The following is an 18939-nucleotide window of genomic DNA, read 5'->3' as shown; positions in this document are numbered from 1 at the left end:
AACTAGTTCATAAATACAATATAAGCATTTAAAGAAGTAGCAATTAATAGCCAAATAAGATAAGGAGCAATCCATAAGCTATAGAATTGAATCAATTTGTAGTATTTAATTAAAAAAGTAAATATTACAAGGGTTAAGCTTACAATTACAAACAACCCAATAACATCCAGATGGTAGTAAAAAAAGACGTAGTTCCAACTTGTATTTAAAATCCACTGAAAAATATAGAGTATTATCGCAAAACGAACAGAGGTTTTAGAAGTAATAATTTTTGCTATATAGACAGCAAAACAAATCATAATAACAGACCATGCAATTCCAAACAAGTAGCCTGGCGGTGTCCACGGAGCTTTGTTTAGCTGCTGATACCATTCAGAGGCAACTCCATTTTTGGTAACCAAACTCCCCAAGCCCAAAGCGGCAAAATTTAGTAAAAGAAAAAGGAGCGTTTTTTTTAACATAATGTTGCTATTCTTGTGGAACGATGTGGTTGGTTAAAAGTAAAAAATCTAAATAATTGGTAATGAGTTTGTTTTGTGTGTCTAACAGTTTTAGTTCAGATTCAATCAATTTTTCTTGTCTTTTGTTAATTAAAAATAAAGAGCTTTCTCCGTATTCAAAACGTTGAGATTCTGCATCTAACAGTCGTTCATATCCTTGCACGTTTTTTTCTAACAAATCAATTTGTTTTACCAAAGCTAATTGATTTTGTTTGTTGGCTAAGATTTTGTTTTTAACTTCTGTCTTTTTGTAAGATATCTCGTAATCAATTTCATCAATTTTATACTTACTTTGCTTTAATTTTCCCAATTCTTTTCTAAAAAAAAGTGGAAACGTAAGACTCGCTCCCCATTTGTAGTTGTCTACATCGTACATGGGTCTTAGTGACTCGTCCGTGGTACCCAGTAGGTAATTGTATTTTACTTTTAGCTTAGGTTTTAGCTTTTCTCTATTCATTTTTTGCTCTAAAATCAGCTGTTGTTTTTTTGCTCTTTTTTCGGCAATAATGGGAATACTATCTAAGTTGTCAGACAGATTGATGTTGGTGTTGGTAGAGATGCTGTTTCTTTCTGGAATAACGTGCTTTTGTATTTGAACAGGCATGTCGTCTAACCACATATGGTTTTCTACCTTTAGCTTTTTTTCTAATAACAACTGACGGTATTTTTCTATGTGAATAAGATTGTTTTGTAAGTACACACGAGCTTCTAAGGTATCAATGGCTGTTTTCTCTCCATTTTCTAAAGCACTTTTGGTGTTTTTTAAGTAAAGGTGACTCAGTTTGATTGTATTCTGTAAAAATTCGTAAATAGAAGCATATTGCTGCCAGTCTATATAAGCTTTAGAGGCGTTGTAAATCAGCTCGTTTAACATCTGCATTTGCTGATTTTTAGCTACTTCTTGATACACTTTGGCTATTTTTAAATCTGTTCTACGTTGGTTGGTTAACAAACCTTGTAGTACATTTACCTCTAAACCTACGCTCCATAACCCTTTGTTGGTTGTTCTATTTTCATTATTTAAATAATACCCACTGTTATTGTCAAAACCCCCAGTTACATCTACTCCGATAGGAGTTGGAATAGTTACTTTATTTTTAAAAATACTATAGTATTCTTTTTGGTCAAATTCTTTTTGATCCACAGTAGACGTTAGTGTTGGATCAAATCCACCTTTGGCATTTAATAATTTTGCTTTTGCCGATAATTCTTTAAGCTCAGCACTTTTGGCTATAGGGTGCTGGCTAATTACATTGTATATAAACTCCTTATAAGTCAACACTTCCTCTTTTTTTTCTTGAGCAAATGTGGCGACAGAAAATAAGAGGAGTGCAAGTGCATAAAATTTTCTCATTATTTGACCGATTTTAAAGGTGCTTTTTGTTTAATTTCTTCGCTTTTTTGTTCTTCTCCGTCTCGGTAAAAGTCGGGTGGAAATCCATTTAAGTTACGCCACAACTCGTACCAAACTGGTACATCTTTTAACAAAATAAAGGTATACGTACCCGTTCCTACTCTTAAGTTTTCGGGCCATTTTTTTTCAGTTTCATCAGGTGCAATTAATACTCTGTATTTACCGTTGTCACTAATGTGTTGGTCTATAGCAAATATTTTTCCAGAAAAAATTCCTGTCGATTTTTCAGGCCATCCACTAATTACCAAAGCAGGCCAACCATCAAATTGCAAACGTGTATGGTCGTTAATTTTTAGCAAAGGCAAATCTTGCGGTTTTACATACACCTCTACTGCCAAATCGTATTTAGAAGGCATAATAGTTAAGATATCTGTTCCTTCTTTTATTAACTGACCTGTTCCTTTTTTGATAGTTTTGGTAATGTATCCTTGGGTGGGTGCTGTAATGTAGTACAAATCTTGCCTTCTTTCATAATTACTTAATTGGTTTCTAAGTTTAGATGTATTAGAGGTTGCTTCTAGTTTGGCAGACAAAGCACTTTGAATATCAGAATTTGTTTTGGCTATTTTTTGATTGTAATCTTCTATGGTAGAAGAAAGTTCTAGCGATAAGTTAATCAATGCATTTTTTTGATTTTCTAGCTTGTTTTCTTGTGCTAAAAAGGATGCATAGGTTTCTTGTTTCTTTAATTCTTTGTCTTGAAAATCAGAAAGAGATTTTAGCCCTTTATTGTACAGTTCTTGTGTACGTTTTAATTGATTAACAGCTATTTCGTATTTAATTTCATAAGCGTTCAAATCAATACTATCAATCTTAATTTTATTTTTAGTTTGTAAAATTTTGTTTCTTACTTGGGCAAGTTTTAAGTCTTTACTTTGTTTAATAGAACTTAATTGTGCTTTTAAAGCGTTGATTTTATCATCGTAAGAAGTAATGCTTTCTGACTTTGCGTTTACTTGCTCTTTGGTTCTAGAAATTAAATTAGGATCAAAATAGTCGTTTTTTACTTCCGAAATGTAAATTAACGTATCGCCTTTGTGTACAAAATCTCCCTCTCTTACATACCATTTTTCTAGTTTACCAGAAATAATAGAATGTATAGCTTGAGGTCTTTGTTCGGGGAGTAAAGTAGTTACGTATCCTTTACCTGTAATATTTTGAGTCCACGGCACAATAATAGAAAGCACCAAAAGAACAATCAATGTAATTCCGTAGTAAAAACGTTTTTTGCTATAGTTTTTATCTGAAAAGTGAAGGTGAGATTTAAACTCGTTGAACTTTATCAGGTGATCGATGTTATTTTTAGAAATATTCAACATGAGCTTACAATTTAATAATTTGACCACATTTTTCTGACCAGTATTCGTAATCTGCAATAATAATTGCTGTCCAAGGTCTTTCTGGGTGCATGATATAATCAATAATCGCTTTTTTCTCGTCTTTGTCTATAAATCGTAACGGGTCTTCTAGCAATAATAAGCTAGGGTTTCCAATCAAAGCTCTAGACAAAATAATTTTCTGAATAACACTTCTAGATAGTTTTCTACCCTTAGAGTCTACATTGGTTTGTATACCATAAGGTAGTTGATTTATAAAATCTGTAAGTCTTAGCACCTCTAAAATTTCGGCTAAATTGGCAGGGTCTATTTTTTTGTTTAACGTAATGTTTTCTTCAATTGTTCCTTCGAACAAGGTTGTTGTAGGAACGGTAAATGAAATCTTTTTGTAAAAAGATTCTAAGTTGTAAAAAGAACTTTCTCGGTTGTTGTACAACAATTCACCTTTTTCTGCAGGATAAATTCTCCCTAAGATGTTTAACAGTGTTGTTTTTCCGCTACCGGAGTCTCCTTTAAGCACTACTTTAGATTTTGGTTCTATGCAAAAGGATAGGTTTTTAAACACAAAAGTATCTTCGTCTGGATATTGAAAAGACAAGTTTTTAGCTTCAATTTTAACACCTTGACGATCGTCTAATTCAGCCTGCCCTTTTTGGCAATCTAAGCCCAAATCGTGAACATAACCAATTTTGTCTAATGCAGTTAGTACATCATAAATGGTTTCTACTACTAGTGTAATTTTTTCAACCGAGTTGATAATTAAGATGATAATAATTTCAGAAGCAACAAATTGTCCAATATTCATTTGTTGTTGAAAAACCAAGAAACTACCCAAAACTAACAAACCAGCAGCTACCCAAACTTTAAAACCAATAAAAAGAATAAATTGTTGAATTAAAACTTTAAAGTGATTTTCTCTGTTTTCTAAATATTTTAGGTTAATATCGTCTGTTTTGTCTAGATGTAAATTTTCGTGACTTTCAATTTTAAAGGTTTTAGTGTTGCTGGCAATTTCTTCTAGCCAGTGCACCAAACTATATTTATATTTACTTTCTTTTATACTTGTTTTTAGTCCGTTAGGCCCAGTGTATTTAAAGATTAAATAAATTATAATAAACAAGCTGATTCCAAGAATTATAAAATAAGAACTATAGAAAGTTAACAAAATCAACCCAAAAATAATTTGGAAACAGGCCAATGAAAAATCAATTAAAATTTTAGGCATTCCCTTTTGGATGGTCATCACATCAAAAAAACGGTTCACCAAAGCAGGCACGTGAAGGTTGTCGAAATTTAAATGTTTAATTCTTGGAATTCGGTAAGCAAATTCAAATGCCGATCTAGCAAAAATATCTTGCTGAATGTCTTCTACAATTCTTAATTGGTTGATTTGTATTTTTCCATTTATAGCTATTCCTACCAATACAAATACTACCAAAACCAACCAAGATGTGGTTAGTTCTCCAGTTTGTAAATAGTTGATGATGGCTTGAATTCCAAGAGGAAGAGATAAGTTTACCAGTCCGCTAATAATAGCATAGTAATAAATTAACCGAATTCTTTTTTTGTATTGTTTGATTAAATTCCAAAACCTCAGTAGTGGGGTTGTTTCCATGTTCGCTTTCGTTTGTTCAAAAATAATAAATACACCGTTTTTAGAGTCCTCCAAAACGCAATATTTATACCTTGTTTTTAATTGTTTTTTTAAGATTCTTAGTTAATCTGCTTGGTACTAATTCCTGAAAAATAGCAAAACTTGCTATGTTCTTTTTAAGAATCTTTTAGAAGTATCTTTTTTTAGTTTTGGCAAGATACAGCACTGGGCAATGCTAAGATTTTGGAGGAGGAGTGTCTAACTGATGATGCCCTGTGTTTATTTGGTTTTTTAAACAAGGAAACTCTTGTGTGTTAGTTAACAAATTAGAAGTGTTTTCTTTGCTTGGAAATCCTGCCATAGCAATAAGTTCTAATTCTGTCGTATTTTTTTGTTTGCGTTTTTTAGCATCTTCTTCATGTTCTTCAAACTCGTCTATCGCATCTTCATAACCCAAACCTATTTCCAAAAGAAGCTCCAAAAGACTGTTAGGGTAATTGATACCAACAGTTTTTTGGCTAGGTGTATTTAAGACTTTAGGCCTATCAATACTAATGTTTAGTAAGTGAAATCCTAACAATCCAAATAAGATTTTAATGGCAATGCTATTTCTAAGTTGCTTTAACATACAGGCAAAAATACATTAATTACAAACATCTTTGTGGATGAATTGCGTATATCTTGTCAAAAATTAGGCCGAAAAGGCTTGTATAATGCTATAGTAAAAAGGAATTCCGATAATGATGTTTACAGGAAACGTAATTCCTAATGCCATGGGTAAATACAAACCAGGATTTGCTTTTGGGATGCTTTCTTTCATTACAGCGGGCACTGCTATATACGAAGCACTACTTCCTAAAATGGCAAATAAGAGTTGATTTCCAGGATTGTCTGTTATGTAAAAGCTAATGTACAATGTAATTAGCCCGTGTACAAAAGGCATGATTATGGAAAAAACGAATGGATGAATTCCGTTTTTAATTAAGCCCTTAATATGCTTTCCGCTTTTAATTCCCATGTCTAGTAAAAAGACTGCTAAAAAACCCTTAAAAATATCTGTAGTAAAAGGTTTGATGTCTGCAGCCTGCTGACTAGAAGCAATCATACCAATAACCAAGCTACCTACAATTAATAAAATACTACCATTGGTAAGAGAATGTTTTACAATCTTCTTTATACTGGTTCCTTTTTCTTTTTGTGATATTTGAATCAAAAGAATTCCAACAATAATTGCAGGAGCTTCCATCAAAGCCATAATGGCAATCATATACCCGTTAAAATTTACACTTTCGAAATCTAAAAAAGAGCAAGCAGTAACAAAGGTAACGGCACTTACAGATCCGTACGAGGCACCAATGGCTCCCGCATTTTCGGCCCCTAACTTTGGCTTTAGTAGTTGAAATGTGGTAAAGGGAATTACAAAGGCCAGGCCAAGGGCTAATAAAACACTGTAAAAAATCTCAGAGTCTAAACCACTGTGAGAGAGTTCTTGCCCTCCTTTAAACCCAATACAAAGTAATAAATAGATAGAGATAAACTTAGAGCTTTGTGCCGGAATTTCTAAGTCACTTTTAATTTGTACGGCCAAAATTCCTAAAATAAAAAACAAAAGTGATGGATTAGAAATGTTTTCAAAAATAAGAGTTGAATTCATGCGATAGTTGTTTTGTTGCGAGTGATGTTTGTAATTGACCGCAAAATTAAAGCAAACAAATGATTAGTTTTTATTTAATGTTTTTATGAGTTTAATAAGTAAAAGTTTATGTATCTTGTAAAGACTTTATCAAATTTTTTATGGGTATGAATTATACATTACATCAACTAAAGGTTTTTTTAAAAGTAGTAGAGTTAAAAAGCATTACCAAAGCTTCCGAAGCTTTGTACTTAACCCAACCAGCAGTTTCTATTCAAATAAAAAAACTACAAGATCAGTTTGAACTGCCCCTAACTGAAGTAATAGGTAAGCAGTTGTACATAACCGAATTTGGAAAAGTATTAGCTACAAAATGTGAAAAAATTATCGAAGCAGCTGATGAAATCAAAGACACGGTTTCTCAATACAAAGGTGTGGTTACCGGAAAATTAAAAATATCGGTGGTTTCAACAGGAAAGTACGTAATTCCATTTTTTATAAAACCATTTATGGATTTGTATCCAGAAGTAGAAATTTCGGTAAACGTTTCTAATAAAAATAGGGTCATTAAAGATTTGCAAAACAATGCAACAGACTTTGCTTTGGTTTCTATTATTCCAGAAGGGTTAAAACTAAAAAAAATAGAACTGATGGAAAACAAACTTTATTTTGCAAGCAAAAATACAGCAGTTAACAGACTACAAACCCCTAAAGATTTAGAAAAAGTAAACTTGCTGTTTAGAGAGTCTGGATCGGCAACAAGAGATGTTATGGAGCAATATTTAAAAGAACACAATGTACAAGTAAAAAATGCGATGGAACTGGTTTCTAACGAAGCTATTAAACAAGCCATTTATGCCGATGTAGGATGTTCTCTAATGCCTATTATTGGATTGCGATTGGCGTTAAAAAACAAAGAAATAAAAGTCCACAAATTAGAGGGATTGCCTATGGTTACTAAGTGGAATTTAGTGTATTTAAGCGAAAAGAAACTAACAACGGCACATCAGGCTTTTATTAACACAATTCGTCAAAAAAAAGAAGAACTAATTCACGAACATTTTAACTGGTCTTTAGAGTATTAATAAAATCGTTCTTCTACCGCTTTAAATCGATATTTAAAAATCTGATTCAATTTATTTCTAATAAACAAAGTATTGGCTATGTTTCCTAAGAAACCAAAAGGAGGTTGGTAAGTAACAATATCTTTCATTAATACACCATTATTTTGCGGAATCAAAATATGTTGATGATGCCACAATTTGTAAGGTCCAATTCTTTGTTCATCAACAAAATATAATTTGTCTTTTACATGGGTAATTTCCGTAACCCATGTTGTAGGGATGTTTAGCATAGGTTTTACCACATAGCTAATAATCATCCCTTGATACATTTTTTCATCACCATTATCAGAAGTAATATCAAATCCCATGTGTTTTGGGGTGATTTGTTTTAAATTTTTTGGTGATGACATAAAATCCCATACAGTGTCTAAATCTGCAGGAATAAATTGTTCTCTTTTTAATTGATAAAATGACATAAGATTTTGTTAATAATTAGATTTCAGCTTTTCTAAGCGCTTGTAGTTTGATGGCAATTTGTTCAGCTTCGTAAATTTTTTCGTCGCTTTTTTTTCTATTGATAGAAGATAGTTTAAAAGCTTCTTCTAATAGATGATTTAATTCTTTTTCTAATTTTTGAATGGGAGATTTTTTAGTGAAAAATGAAAGCATAATGTAATTTTTTTTGTGTTATATTTTTAATGTTGAAATTCCACCATCTACGTTTACAACTTGCCCTGTAATCCAAGAAGCTTTTTCAGAAACTAAAAAAGCAACTAAATGAGCAATGTCTTTAGCGGTACCAATTTTTTTTAAAGGATGTCTTTGTGCATTTGCTTCTATTTTAGAAGAATTGCTTAGCAATTTTTTAGCCAAGGGGGTTTGGGTAATAGAAGGTGCAACAGCATTTACCCGTATAGTGGGCGATAGTTCTGCGGCCAAACTACGTACCAAACCTTCTATAGCTCCTTTGGATGAACTTACCTGAGTGTGAAAGTTAAAACCTTGTTGCACAGCTACTGTAGAAAATACTATAATACTTGGGTTGCTGGCTGATTTTAAGCGATTTAAATTTGCTTGAATAGATTTAATGGCTCCTACGACCTGTAAGTTGTAATCCGATAAAAAATCTTTAGGTTGGATTCTCTTAAAAGGTAGTAAATTTATGCTACCCGGACAATAAATTAGCCCATCTATTTGCTCGGGAACAAAATCGAAATTTAAAGTATCTTGGATTACATCCAACGGAAAATAACGTACATTTTCTATTTTTTCGGGTTCGGTTTTGTGGTATGTTCCAATAATACTATGTCCTTCTAAAGCCAATATTTTAGCCGTTGCTTTTCCAATTCCAGACGAAGCTCCTATTACTAAATATGTTGCCATAATTTTATCTTTTTGAAAGTTTGTTATTGCTTATAGTTCGTTGCATTTTGCTTTTAAAAACTCCTTTTACAAAGGATCTTTTTTGGGCGTGTTTTGTAGCTCTTCCTTGTACTCTTTTTCTCCAAAGTCTAAAACTGCTAGGTTTTAACTCTATGCGCATCAAGCGAATTACTTCTGGTTCAGAAATCCCAAATTGAAACTGAATAGCTTCAAAAGGAGTCCTGTCTTCCCATGCCATTTCTACAACTCTATCTATTTGTTCTGTTGATAAATTCATTTTTGTTAATTTAAACGGATGCAATTGCTTGTTTTCTAATTTTTAAAATTTGTTGTATAAAAGCAAGATTACTCTCGTAACGACTGTCTTTTTTCACTTTGATAAAATTTCCGTTGGCATGTATACTAAACAAGTTACTATCAAAAAAAGAAAGTTGATAAAAGGGGATAGGCCAAGAATATCGTTCTAAGGATTGATACAAATGCACTAAAATTCCTTTGGGTCGTAGTTCTATATTAACATATTTAAGATCGTTTAAGGTGTTGATGTTTTTGTAATATTTAGGGCTTACCTGAGCTAAAATCATTCTACCAGATCCTATACGTCCCATTCTAATTTTTTGCATCAAAGAGAAAGGAGCACCCACCACTTGGTTGATCTCTTCTTTTATTTTATCATTCTTATAGGTGGTTTTATACAGCATCATTTAAGGGCTTAGGTTGTATTACATGTCTGTCTAATATTCGTTCGTTTTCTTCCATCACCAATGGGTCGTGTTTCATTTCCCATAAAATTTTACTTGCTCGGTTTCGTTTTTGTTTCAAGTCGATGATAGGCAATGGATAATCTGTCCCTAACTTTAAGTGATAAAGTCCTTGCTCTAGCGGAGTCATTAAATAAGGTTCGTGAATGTGCTTGGTTTGTAAATGAGCCAATTCGGGAACCCATTTTCTGATAAAATCAGCATTGCTATCATGTTCGTATCCATTTTTTATAGGATTGTAAATTCGCAAAGTATTTACTCCTGTTTCTCCTGCTTGCATTTGTACTTGAGCAAAATGAATTCCTGGTTCAAAATCTATAAACATTTTAGATAGATATACGGCACAGTCTTGCCATGGTTGCCATAGCATGTGGGTAAAAAAAGAAACAATCATGGCACGCATTCTAAAATTTAAATATCCTGTTTCATTTAAACATCGCATGCAAGCATCTATCATAGGAATTCCTGTTTGTCCAGTTTGCCACGCTATTTGGTATTGTTCAGAAATGGTTTTCTTTAGCATTCTATATCCTTTGTTAATGCTTGCGTTTTCCATGGTATGTTCCATTTCAAATTTTTGAATAAAGTGGGCTTGCCATTTTAGTCTAGCAGCAAAGGCATCTAAATCTTTTTTGTTTTTACTATGGTGTCTTATTGCTTTTAAAGCTTGCCAAACTTGTCTGGTAGATAAATTTCCCCAAGCCAAATAAGGAGACAATCTACTGCAAGATTCTACCGCAATTTTAGGTTTAGATATTCCCTTGTTGTAATTTAGATAACGTTCTTCAAAAAAACTTTTTTCATATTTTAACGCTTCTGTTACTCCTCCTTTCTGAATGCTATTTTGTTCAGGAGTGGCCAAGTCCATTACGCTAAATTGTTTCTCTAATTCTTCAATTTCATGAATTGTTAGCAATTGATTTTTTGGATGAAAAGGAAATACTGAAGCATTCATGTAGTTTTTCCACTTACCAACCCAACCTCGTCTGTTTTTTAGACCGCGTAAAACACCGTTCCAAATATTTTCTTTCCAGGTAATAAAATTGTTATGACAATAACGTATTATTTTTTGATCTCTGTGATAAGTACACAACAGCCCTGTTTCTTGATGTGAGAACAAATCTCGAATTTCGTAATGTTGCAATAATTGATTAAGCACTGCAGCGACTTCGGAATGAACCGCTAAAACTTTTGAATTGTAGGGCAGTAATAGTTGATTTAAATCTGCAATAGATTCTTTAATAAAATTCCAGTGTCTAGTTTCGTAATGAGGATCTTTTAATAAAAAATCTTCAAATACGTATAGCAACAACACTCTTTTGCCAGTATTGATGGCATTGTAAATAGCTTCGTTATCTTGCAGTCTTAAGTCTCTTTTTAACCAGACCACTGCTAAAGGTTCTTTATAATACATGGTTCTAGGTTTTTATGATGTTTTTTAACATCCCGTTAAATATAAATCCGTGAAAAGGAAGTACTGCATACCAGTACAAACGTCCGTACAATCCTTTGGGTCTAAAGATGGCTCTTTGGTATAATTTGTTTTGAATTATTTTAAACTCTAACCAAGCCTCTCCAGGCAATTTCATTTCGGCATAGAGTAGTAGTTTTTTTTCTTTTTTATTGGCATAGAGTACTCTCCAAAAATCAATCACATCGCCTGTCTGAATTTTACTGTCGTGTGTACGACCTCTTCTAAGTCCCACTCCTCCATAAAGCAAATCGATAAAACCTCTAATTTCCCATAAAAAGTTTCCATAGTACCAACCTGTATTTCCGCCAATAGACCATATTTTATTCAGTGCTTTCTTTGGGTCGGTTACAGTTCCTACTCGTATGTCTTTAAAACATCCAAATTTTGGTGGGTTGATATGCTTTCCAAAAAAATGTTGATCTATAGGAGCGTTTACAGCATCTTTCCAACTAGAAACAATGGCATTTTGTTCTATTTTTTCAAATGCTTTTTCTACAGCTTGTGTGTAGGTCATTGGGTTAATTCCCAAAATTTGGTTGATTTCCGAAGGTTTTCCTATGACCTCTACTTTCATGCTATCTACCAAACTACTTGCTAAAGAATAAGTGGTAGTGGTTACAAAATATAGCCAGTAAGACGAGAGTCTTGGAGTCATAACAGGAACAGTTATAATCCATCTTTTTAAATTTCTTACTCGGGCAAATTGCAGTAGCATTTCTTTATATGTCATAATTTCAGGCCCCATAATATCGTACGATTGATTGTATAGCTTTGAAACGCTTAGGCCTTTAGACAAAAACTGAATTACATCTGCTACTCCTATGGGTTGAGTTTTGGTATTTAACCATTTTGGAGTGATCATTACCGGAAGCTTTTCTACCAAATCACGAATAATTTCAAAAGAAGCACTGCCGCTACCAACAATAATTCCCGCTTTAAATGTGGTTAAGGCAAAAGTTCCTTTGTTAAGTAAATCCTCAACTTTTTTTCTAGAGCCTAAATGTTTTGATAGCACTTTGTCGTTAACAATTCCACTTAGGTAAATTACTTGTTCACACTCCGTTTGGTTTATTTGATAGGTAAAATTGGTAGCACAAATTTCTTCTAAGGTTTCAAAACCATCTGCATCTGCAGACATGGAGTGGATCAAGTAATAAGCTGCTTGTATGTCTTTAGGAATATGATTTAAGGTTTCTAATTTTAAAAAATCAACCTCAATGAATGTTATTTGTTCTGTATTGGCATACTCTTGTGGTATTCGGTTTAAATCTCTAACACAGCAAACCAACTCGTGTTTGTTTTGCAACAACACGGGAATTAGTCTCATACCAATGTATCCTGTGGTTCCTGTGATTAAGATTTTCATTTTTTCCTTTAGATTAATTATTTGTTTTCTCCTTTTTTAAGAATTACTGGCTGTATATTCTTTAGGTCTTTGGTACGGTAAGCGTTCTATTAATGTTGTTTTTACATAACCATCCAGTCCGTTTATTCCTACAACATTTGCTTTGGCTAAATCCACAAAACCGTCAGAGTGTATCAAATCTTCTTGTACGTAAAGTTTCTGAATTTCTCCTACCAGTAAAATAGTTCCGTTTTCTTTTATAGGATATTCATTCTTATACTTCATTAAAAGTTGAACGGGAGAACCAGCAACAAATGGAATAGCACATCCAGGTTTGTACTCTTCTTCTAGTTCAGTCATTTCAAATTCATTTACATCAAAAGGATATTTAGCACTAGTATGATGCGCATCTGCTATATTGTGTTGATGAATATGGTTTAAGGTATAATAGCCATTGTCTTTTATATTGTCATAAGTGTTTCTAGCCACAGTTGTAGGTCTAAACAACATGCCTAAAAGAGGAGGGGCAGAACCCATATGCACCACAGAGCTAAATACGGCAACATTTACCATTCCACTATTGGATATAGAACCTATTAAATTAGCAGATTTTACCCCAGTAACACTATTAATTAGGTTGATTTTGTAAATATGTTCTAGCTGATGAATTTCGTTTAAGTCAAAGGTTTTCATAAGCTTAGTATTTTTTATAGTTGTTGATTAAAATGTGGTCCGATTTTAAATCGTGCATTATATTGTACAAGCCAAAAAAGGTTCTGTTGATATAAATAAAGTGCTTAGAACCACGGTTCCCATTCATGTTTTTTAGTTCCGAATTGTTGTTAAAACGCTCGCTTAATTCCCCTATTTTTGCAAAGAAACGATGGTCAGAAAAATCGAATGTTTCTGCATGAAAAGGTTGAGTAAACAAACTTAGTAGCTCGTGAAAAAGATCTGTAAAATACGTAATTTCGTATGAGGTGTCTTCTGGAATTAAAATTTCCAATTCGTACAGTTTTTCTTGAAACAATTTTTTGTTAGCAATCACTTTAGGATCAGCCAGTTCAAAATAAGGCACATAAAATTCATTCGGAATTTCTTTGGTACACCCAAAATCCAAAGCAATAAGATTGTATTCTTTAGAGATTAAAAAGTTTCCAGGATGCGGATCTGCATGTACTCTTTTTAAAGTATGAATCTGAAACATGTAAAAATCCCAGAAAGCTTGCCCAAGTTTATTTCTGGTGGTTTTATCAATCGTATCTATATTTAATTCAGACAAGTGCATTCCCTCCATCCAATCCATCGTAATAATTCTGTCCGATGATAGCTCTGGATAATAGTTAGGAAATTTTAAATTAGGAATGTGTTGGCAAGCTTCTGAGATGGCAATGCTTTGTGCTACTTCGTGTATGTAGTTGGTTTCTTCTATAAGTTTATGTTCTACTTCTTTAAAATACTTATCCGATCCTTCGCCTCCAATGTTAAACATTTTTATAGCAATAGGTTTTACCAAAGCCAAATCGGAACTAATGCTTTGAGCTACTCCTGGATATTGAATTTTTACAGCTAGTTGCTTTCCGTTTAAGGTAGCTTTGTGTACTTGTCCAATGCTGGCAGCGTTTACCGAGTTTAAATCAAACGTATCGTAAATTTCGCTAGGACTTTTGCCAAAATATTTTCTAAAAGTTTTTAATACCAATGCAGAAGACAGCGGAGGAACCGAAAATTGAGACAAAGAAAACTTATCTACATACGCTTTAGGCAGTATGCTTTTTTCCATGCTTAGCATTTGTGCAACTTTTAAGGCACTTCCTTTTAAATCTTTTAAACTGTCGTAAATATCTTCAGCGTTAGACTTGTCTAAATTGTTTTTGGCTGTTTTAGAGTCTCCAAATGTTTTTTCTACATTATATTTTAGGTAGTTAATTCCCACCTTGGTACCTGTACCAATCAATTTAGAGGCTCGTTGAATTTTGCCAGTAGGGATGCTGTCTAATGTTTTCATAGGCGGTTACAGGTTGGGTTTTATTTTTTCTTTAAAAAAGAATTTTCCAAGATCAATCAAGTTTTTAAGGGGAGTAATGTCTAACAAGTCAAAACTAGCATGTATGGATTTTTCTATAAGAATGTCTGTCTTTTCAAATCCTTTGGATGTATCTTCTATCCAAAAACGAAGGATGAAAAGTAACTGACTCCATGAAATTTCATCAATACTTTTTTTACTAAGCTTGTTAATACTGTCTTTCTTAAAATCGATGTGATTGATTTCTAAGGTTTGTATAAAGTTTTTAAATCCAGTTTTTAAGGCTTGTAATAATTGAATTCTTTCCAATATATTTTTATTATGCTCTAGCGTTAATAATACATAGCTCCTGTTTGCAGTTAGCATTTCAAAAAAAGTAAAGTAAAAAACCAACAATTTATTTTTAGCATCCAAAGATTGATAGCTTTCGTCCTTGCTGATTAAAGCTACTGTTTCGTCACAAAAAGTTGCATAAACATCTTTAGAGATTTGCTCCATAGAACTGTAATGTTCGTAAAACTCTTTTTCTTCTATTTGTAGACTTTTACAAAACAAATAAATTGATTTGGGAGCTTCGTTATTATCTAAAGTATACTCCATGTATTGCTTTAAGATTTTTTTTTGGGTGGCTGTTCTTGTTTCCATCTAAATAAATTGTTTACCTAAAATTAGCCATCAAACCTTAAAAATTACAGTTTTGGATCTAGGTTTTGTGCTAGAGGAATAAGGTGTAAACTGGTGATTTTTTCCTTTGTAAACACTGGCTTTAGCGAAGAAATGTGACGAAAGGGAAAAGCGAAAAATCAAGAAAAAAACACAAAAAAAACGGCTTAGGGATTTTTGGGAGCTTTTGGTTTCAGATGGGAGCAAACTCTGTTAAAAAAGTAGCTTTGAGTAGTTTGTTGTTTTAACAATAAATTAATGTTAAAAAGTTTAAGTGTTGATGGAAAGCTACCTATATTTGCTCACCCAAATTTAGGGAAACAGCTCATGAAAAAAACAATTCAGTTACTTGGTATCTTAATTTCTTTTAGTGTATTTTCTGCCAATCCATCAACAGATGGTGATGATAAATTGAACGATGTTCCTAAAGTAAACGATTCTTTGTACCAACCTGAAAAAGTAGATTACAATCAGGTTAAAGAAGTTTTTAGACCCAATAAAAGAGTAGAGCGTTTGTTGTTACCTTCAAAAAAATCAATTAAAAAAAAGTACACCATTGCTTAATCTTTTTTAGTTGCATTGATAACCGCTTGTGGTGCAAAGTTGGTTAAATCTCCTCCGTGCTTTAAAATATCTCTTACAATACTAGAACTAATAAAAGAAGTATCTGCACTAGTTAGTAAAAAAACGGTGTCAATTCCTGTAAGCTTTCTGTTGGTAATGGCGATGGCTTTTTCAAACTCAAAATCTGCTGGATTTCTAAGTCCTCTTAAAATAAAATCTGCTTGAATATCTTTACAAAATTCCGTTGTTAGCCCCGAATAGGTTTCTACACTAATCTTTGTTTCGCTTTTAAAGGTCTCTTTTATAAATTCCAAGCGTTGTTCTAAGGAGAATCTGTATTTTTTTGCATCATTAATTCCAATAGCAATCACCAATTCATCAAATAAAGGTAAGGCACGTTCTATCACGTTAGCATGACCTAAGGTTATGGGATCAAAAGAACCAGGAAAAACAGCTTTTCTCATTAATTTATGTAGTTTTTATTGCCATTTCTATAGCGTTGCTTAACAAATTGGATAATGGAATTCCAGCTGCTTTTGCTTGTTGAGGCAACAAACTTTCAGTAGTCATTCCAGGTACGGTATTCATTTCTAAAAAGTACGGAATATCTCCGATAAAAATAAATTCTGACCTAGAAAAACCTTTCATGTTTAAGGCTCTGTAGGCTTTTATAGCTTCTGTGTGTAAGTTTAGTAATTGAGTTTCTGAGATTCTAGCAGGTGTAATTTCCTGAGATTTTCCCTCGTATTTAGCTTCGTAATCAAAAAAATCATTTTCTGATACAATTTCTGTTGCAGGCAAAGGTTTTATGATTCCTTGATAGTTGATAACCCCAATGGAAACTTCGGTTCCTTCTAAAAACGATTCAATCAAAATTTCATGATCTTCAGTAAAAGCTTTTTCAAAAGCTAGTTTAAATTCATCTTTAGTGTTTACTTTAGAAATTCCAAAGCTAGAGCCAGCATTGTTTGGTTTTACAAAACAAGGGAGTCCTAGGGTATCAACAATAAAATCAATGTCTATTGCATCACCTTTGTCGTAGTACAGAGATTTTGCGGTATGAATTCCATGTTTTCGTAACACACTTAAACAATCACGTTTGTTAAAAGTTAATGCCATTTGATAGGCAGGGGCAGAGGTATGTGGTATGCCCAACATTTCCAAATAGCCTAAAAATTTACCATCTTCTCCAGGGCTTCCATGAATCACGTTAAATACGCAATCAAACATTATTTTTTGTTGATTGATGGTTACAGAAAAATCATTTTTATCTACAGAATACTCTTGATTATCAGTACCTAAAACAATCCATTTTTCTTTGGTAATAACTACTTTATACGGACGGTACTTTTGGGTGTCTAAATGGTTAAAAACCACAGAACCACTAATCATAGAAATGTTATACTCGCTAGAGTATCCCCCCATAATAACTGCAATGTTTTGCATTGTAAAACGTGTTATAAATTGGAGGTTAAAAATATTAAATATTAATTCAAAACCCTAGATATAGGTTTTATATCTTTGCAAAAAAGGTTAGAATGAACTTATTGCGTTTTTTAGGAAGTAAAGTTTTTTGGATCAATTTAGTGATTATATTGGCTTTAACAGTTGGATTGGCCTATGGAGTAGGACATTTTTTACAGTCGTATACCAATCAAGCACAAAAAATTTTGGTACCAGAACTAAGAGGTTTAACTACAGATGAGGTAAAAGTAGTTTTAGAAGATTTAAAGCTACGCTATGAGGTTATAGAAACAGGATCTTATCAACCAGAAATTCCCAAAGGAGCGGTGTTAGAACAAGTGCCAGAAGCGGGACAGGTAGTAAAAGAAAAGAGAAAAATTTACATCACAACAAATCCGGAAGGATATGCGGTAACCTCCATTCCCGAATTTTATGGAAAAACACAAAAAGAGATAGAACAAATTATTGTAAATAGTGGTTTTGTAATAGGTACGTATGAGGAAATAGAAGATATTGGAACAGTAGTAAGAGGGTTAAAGTACAAAGGACAAGATTTGGCAAAAGGAGACAAACTACCCAAAATGTCTGTTATAGATATTGTAATAGGTAATGGAATGGATAGCGTAATTCCAAGCACAGACAGCATACCCCAAACCGCAGAAGTAGAATAGATATTAAAGATTAAGAAATGGATGATTTAGAGGAGGCAGCGGAAAATTTTGAACATTATAGATTTGTTGCAGAACAAGGACAGCAACCCTTACGAGTTGATAAGTTTTTGATGAACTTTATAATGAATGTTACTCGTAACAAGGTGCAACAGGCTGTAAAAGATGGCAATGTATTGGTAAATGACGAAGTGGTAAAAGCCAACCACAAGGTAAAAGCAGGAGATGTAGTGCGTGTTGTGTTTGAGTATGCACCCAGAGAAACAGAAATTTTACCTGAAAATATTCCCCTAGACATTGTACACGAAGACGATGCCGTAATTGTGGTAAACAAACCTGCGGGAATGGTAGTACATCCAGGACATGGAAATTACACAGGAACTTTGGTCAATGCATTAATGCATCATTTTAAAAACTTACCTGAAAACGCCGACGGACGTCCCGGTTTGGTTCATAGAATTGATAAAGATACTAGTGGTTTGTTGGTTATTGCAAAAACAGAACATGCTTTGGCACATTTATCACAACAGTTTAAAGACAAAACATCAGAACGTTTGTATTATGCCTTGGTGTGGGGAAATATAGAAGAAGATGAAGGAACCATAGAAGGGCACATAGGAAGGCACTTAAAAAACAGGTTAATGCAAGATGTATTTACTGATGGAGAGCATGGAAAACCTGCAGTAACACATTTTAAGGTGTTAGAACGTTTTACTTATGTTACTTTGGTGCAGTGTGAGTTAGAAACAGGAAGAACACATCAAATTAGAGCACATTTTAAACACATAGGTCATACCTTGTTTAATGATGAACGCTATGGAGGAAATACTGTTTTAAAAGGAACTACTTATACCAAATACAAACAGTTTGTTGACAATTGTTTTAAGTTAATCCCTAGACAAGCATTGCATGCCAAAACCCTAGGATTTGAACATCCTACCACGGGCGAATTTTTACGATTTGATTGTGGAGTGCCGCAAGATTTAATAGCAGTTTTGGAAAAGTGGAGAGGGTATACGCTAACGAATAGTTAAATAAAGGATAGTCAT

22 protein-coding genes are annotated in these 18939 nt (G+C 33.1%); 4 read left to right on the top strand and 18 right to left on the bottom strand.

All coding sequences use genetic code 11. The features are described 5' to 3' along the window. Positions 1–2 precede the first annotated feature (2 nt). From FS85_RS0109535 to FS85_RS0109510, 6 genes are all read right to left on the bottom strand, one after another. On the bottom strand, positions 3–461 hold the full coding sequence (locus FS85_RS0109535) for a TspO/MBR family protein (RefSeq protein ID WP_010136008.1): 459 nt from the start codon (positions 459–461) through the stop codon (positions 3–5). 7 nt (positions 462–468) lie between these two features. After that, positions 469–1854 carry a TolC family protein gene (locus FS85_RS0109530; protein WP_010136007.1) on the bottom strand — a complete coding sequence of 462 codons (1386 nt, stop codon included), beginning with the start codon at positions 1852–1854 and terminating at the stop codon, positions 469–471. After that, positions 1854–3233 (bottom strand): HlyD family secretion protein, encoded by a 1380-nt coding sequence (locus tag FS85_RS0109525; RefSeq protein ID WP_010136006.1) that lies wholly within the window; start codon positions 3231–3233, stop codon positions 1854–1856. The genes FS85_RS0109530 and FS85_RS0109525 overlap by 1 nt, the downstream gene beginning before the upstream one ends. 4 nt (positions 3234–3237) lie before the next feature. Further along, positions 3238–4866 (bottom strand): peptidase domain-containing ABC transporter, encoded by a 1629-nt coding sequence (locus FS85_RS0109520; RefSeq protein WP_029489380.1) that lies wholly within the window; start codon positions 4864–4866, stop codon positions 3238–3240. A 214-nt stretch (positions 4867–5080) separates the two neighbouring features. Next, the gene (locus FS85_RS0109515; protein ID WP_010136004.1) at positions 5081–5473 is read right to left on the bottom strand and encodes a hypothetical protein; all 393 of its coding nucleotides are present in this window, start codon (positions 5471–5473) and stop codon (positions 5081–5083) included. A gap of 63 nt (positions 5474–5536) precedes the next feature. Further along, positions 5537–6499, bottom strand: coding sequence for a sodium-dependent bicarbonate transport family permease (locus FS85_RS0109510; protein WP_010136003.1), 963 nt, complete (start codon positions 6497–6499; stop codon positions 5537–5539). 146 nt (positions 6500–6645) lie between these two features. On the opposite strand from FS85_RS0109510, the gene FS85_RS0109505 reads away from it, so the two are divergent. After that, on the top strand, positions 6646–7563 hold the full coding sequence (locus tag FS85_RS0109505) for a LysR family transcriptional regulator (protein ID WP_029489379.1): 918 nt from the start codon (positions 6646–6648) through the stop codon (positions 7561–7563). Here FS85_RS0109505 and FS85_RS0109500 read toward each other — a convergent pair. Genes FS85_RS0109500 through FS85_RS0109455 form a run of 10 tightly spaced genes read right to left on the bottom strand, consistent with a single transcriptional unit; the run spans position 7560 to position 15176 of the window. After that, the gene (locus FS85_RS0109500; RefSeq protein ID WP_010136001.1) at positions 7560–8018 is read right to left on the bottom strand and encodes an SRPBCC family protein; all 459 of its coding nucleotides are present in this window, start codon (positions 8016–8018) and stop codon (positions 7560–7562) included. The two genes, FS85_RS0109505 and FS85_RS0109500, sit on opposite strands and share 4 nt — an antisense overlap. Positions 8019–8034: 16 nt before the next feature. Further along, positions 8035–8211, bottom strand: a complete 177-nt coding sequence (locus FS85_RS16620; RefSeq protein WP_010136000.1) for a Lacal_2735 family protein — start codon at positions 8209–8211, stop codon at positions 8035–8037. Positions 8212–8229: 18 nt separating this feature from the next. Further along, positions 8230–8925, bottom strand: a complete 696-nt coding sequence (locus tag FS85_RS0109490) for an SDR family NAD(P)-dependent oxidoreductase (protein WP_010135999.1) — start codon at positions 8923–8925, stop codon at positions 8230–8232. A 4-nt stretch (positions 8926–8929) separates the two neighbouring features. Next, positions 8930–9202, bottom strand: a complete 273-nt coding sequence (locus FS85_RS0109485) for a TIGR03643 family protein (protein WP_010135998.1) — start codon at positions 9200–9202, stop codon at positions 8930–8932. Between the two features lie 10 nt (positions 9203–9212). After that, a complete protein-coding gene (locus FS85_RS0109480) occupies positions 9213–9629 on the bottom strand; it encodes a hypothetical protein (RefSeq protein WP_010135997.1) in 417 nt (138 codons plus the stop codon). Continuing rightward, positions 9616–11100, bottom strand: coding sequence for a cryptochrome/deoxyribodipyrimidine photo-lyase family protein (locus FS85_RS0109475; protein WP_010135995.1), 1485 nt, complete (start codon positions 11098–11100; stop codon positions 9616–9618). Before FS85_RS0109475 ends, FS85_RS0109480 begins: the two co-directional genes overlap by 14 nt. A 4-nt stretch (positions 11101–11104) precedes the next feature. Further along, on the bottom strand, positions 11105–12526 hold the full coding sequence (locus FS85_RS0109470) for an SDR family oxidoreductase (protein WP_010135994.1): 1422 nt from the start codon (positions 12524–12526) through the stop codon (positions 11105–11107). A gap of 36 nt (positions 12527–12562) precedes the next feature. Then, positions 12563–13198 (bottom strand): flavin reductase family protein, encoded by a 636-nt coding sequence (locus tag FS85_RS0109465; protein ID WP_010135993.1) that lies wholly within the window; start codon positions 13196–13198, stop codon positions 12563–12565. 4 nt (positions 13199–13202) lie between these two features. After that, the gene (locus FS85_RS0109460; protein ID WP_010135992.1) at positions 13203–14513 is read right to left on the bottom strand and encodes an ABC1 kinase family protein; all 1311 of its coding nucleotides are present in this window, start codon (positions 14511–14513) and stop codon (positions 13203–13205) included. A gap of 6 nt (positions 14514–14519) precedes the next feature. Beyond that, positions 14520–15176 (bottom strand): TetR family transcriptional regulator C-terminal domain-containing protein, encoded by a 657-nt coding sequence (locus FS85_RS0109455; protein ID WP_010135991.1) that lies wholly within the window; start codon positions 15174–15176, stop codon positions 14520–14522. A 345-nt stretch (positions 15177–15521) separates the two neighbouring features. Between FS85_RS0109455 and FS85_RS0109445 the strand changes: the two genes are divergently transcribed. After that, positions 15522–15758 (top strand): hypothetical protein, encoded by a 237-nt coding sequence (locus FS85_RS0109445; protein ID WP_160162394.1) that lies wholly within the window; start codon positions 15522–15524, stop codon positions 15756–15758. Here the strand turns inward: FS85_RS0109445 and coaD are convergent. Both coaD and FS85_RS0109435 read right to left on the bottom strand, forming a co-directional pair. Continuing rightward, positions 15755–16222, bottom strand: coding sequence for a pantetheine-phosphate adenylyltransferase (gene coaD, locus FS85_RS0109440; protein WP_010135989.1), 468 nt, complete (start codon positions 16220–16222; stop codon positions 15755–15757). The genes FS85_RS0109445 and coaD overlap by 4 nt on opposite strands. Positions 16223–16226: 4 nt before the next feature. Next, positions 16227–17204: a D-alanine--D-alanine ligase gene (locus FS85_RS0109435; protein ID WP_010135987.1), complete on the bottom strand. Its 978-nt coding sequence runs from the start codon at positions 17202–17204 to the stop codon at positions 16227–16229. A 92-nt stretch (positions 17205–17296) separates the two neighbouring features. On the opposite strand from FS85_RS0109435, the gene FS85_RS0109430 reads away from it, so the two are divergent. Beyond that, positions 17297–17893, top strand: a complete 597-nt coding sequence (locus FS85_RS0109430) for a PASTA domain-containing protein (RefSeq protein WP_010135985.1) — start codon at positions 17297–17299, stop codon at positions 17891–17893. Positions 17894–17910: 17 nt separating this feature from the next. Then, positions 17911–18924, top strand: a complete 1014-nt coding sequence (locus FS85_RS0109425; protein ID WP_010135984.1) for an RluA family pseudouridine synthase — start codon at positions 17911–17913, stop codon at positions 18922–18924. Positions 18925–18939: the final 15 nt, after the last annotated feature.

Source organism: Ochrovirga pacifica (assembly GCF_000220525.1).
GTDB lineage: Bacteria > Bacteroidota > Bacteroidia > Flavobacteriales > Flavobacteriaceae > Ochrovirga > Ochrovirga pacifica.
Note: the sequence above shows the minus strand (reverse complement) of the source record. Positions and strands in the feature narration are given on the sequence as shown.

Excerpts from the sequence above, each read along its gene's own strand:
- FS85_RS0109535 (WP_010136008.1), bottom strand. The coding sequence starts at position 461 with ATGTTAAAAAAAACGCTCCTTTTTCTTTTACTAAATTTTGCCGCTTTG.
- FS85_RS0109530 (WP_010136007.1), bottom strand. The coding sequence starts at position 1,854 with ATGAGAAAATTTTATGCACTTGCACTCCTCTTATTTTCTGTCGCCACA.
- FS85_RS0109525 (WP_010136006.1), bottom strand. The coding sequence starts at position 3,233 with ATGTTGAATATTTCTAAAAATAACATCGATCACCTGATAAAGTTCAAC.
- FS85_RS0109520 (WP_029489380.1), bottom strand. The coding sequence starts at position 4,866 with ATGGAAACAACCCCACTACTGAGGTTTTGGAATTTAATCAAACAATAC.
- FS85_RS0109515 (WP_010136004.1), bottom strand. The coding sequence starts at position 5,473 with ATGTTAAAGCAACTTAGAAATAGCATTGCCATTAAAATCTTATTTGGA.
- FS85_RS0109510 (WP_010136003.1), bottom strand. The coding sequence starts at position 6,499 with ATGAATTCAACTCTTATTTTTGAAAACATTTCTAATCCATCACTTTTG.
- FS85_RS0109505 (WP_029489379.1), top strand. The coding sequence starts at position 6,646 with ATGAATTATACATTACATCAACTAAAGGTTTTTTTAAAAGTAGTAGAG.
- FS85_RS0109500 (WP_010136001.1), bottom strand. The coding sequence starts at position 8,018 with ATGTCATTTTATCAATTAAAAAGAGAACAATTTATTCCTGCAGATTTA.
- FS85_RS16620 (WP_010136000.1), bottom strand. The coding sequence starts at position 8,211 with ATGCTTTCATTTTTCACTAAAAAATCTCCCATTCAAAAATTAGAAAAA.
- FS85_RS0109490 (WP_010135999.1), bottom strand. The coding sequence starts at position 8,925 with ATGGCAACATATTTAGTAATAGGAGCTTCGTCTGGAATTGGAAAAGCA.
- FS85_RS0109485 (WP_010135998.1), bottom strand. The coding sequence starts at position 9,202 with ATGAATTTATCAACAGAACAAATAGATAGAGTTGTAGAAATGGCATGG.
- FS85_RS0109480 (WP_010135997.1), bottom strand. The coding sequence starts at position 9,629 with ATGATGCTGTATAAAACCACCTATAAGAATGATAAAATAAAAGAAGAG.
- FS85_RS0109475 (WP_010135995.1), bottom strand. The coding sequence starts at position 11,100 with ATGTATTATAAAGAACCTTTAGCAGTGGTCTGGTTAAAAAGAGACTTA.
- FS85_RS0109470 (WP_010135994.1), bottom strand. The coding sequence starts at position 12,526 with ATGAAAATCTTAATCACAGGAACCACAGGATACATTGGTATGAGACTA.
- FS85_RS0109465 (WP_010135993.1), bottom strand. The coding sequence starts at position 13,198 with ATGAAAACCTTTGACTTAAACGAAATTCATCAGCTAGAACATATTTAC.
- FS85_RS0109460 (WP_010135992.1), bottom strand. The coding sequence starts at position 14,513 with ATGAAAACATTAGACAGCATCCCTACTGGCAAAATTCAACGAGCCTCT.
- FS85_RS0109455 (WP_010135991.1), bottom strand. The coding sequence starts at position 15,176 with ATGGAAACAAGAACAGCCACCCAAAAAAAAATCTTAAAGCAATACATG.
- FS85_RS0109445 (WP_160162394.1), top strand. The coding sequence starts at position 15,522 with ATGAAAAAAACAATTCAGTTACTTGGTATCTTAATTTCTTTTAGTGTA.
- coaD (WP_010135989.1), bottom strand. The coding sequence starts at position 16,222 with ATGAGAAAAGCTGTTTTTCCTGGTTCTTTTGATCCCATAACCTTAGGT.
- FS85_RS0109435 (WP_010135987.1), bottom strand. The coding sequence starts at position 17,204 with ATGCAAAACATTGCAGTTATTATGGGGGGATACTCTAGCGAGTATAAC.
- FS85_RS0109430 (WP_010135985.1), top strand. The coding sequence starts at position 17,297 with ATGAACTTATTGCGTTTTTTAGGAAGTAAAGTTTTTTGGATCAATTTA.
- FS85_RS0109425 (WP_010135984.1), top strand. The coding sequence starts at position 17,911 with ATGGATGATTTAGAGGAGGCAGCGGAAAATTTTGAACATTATAGATTT.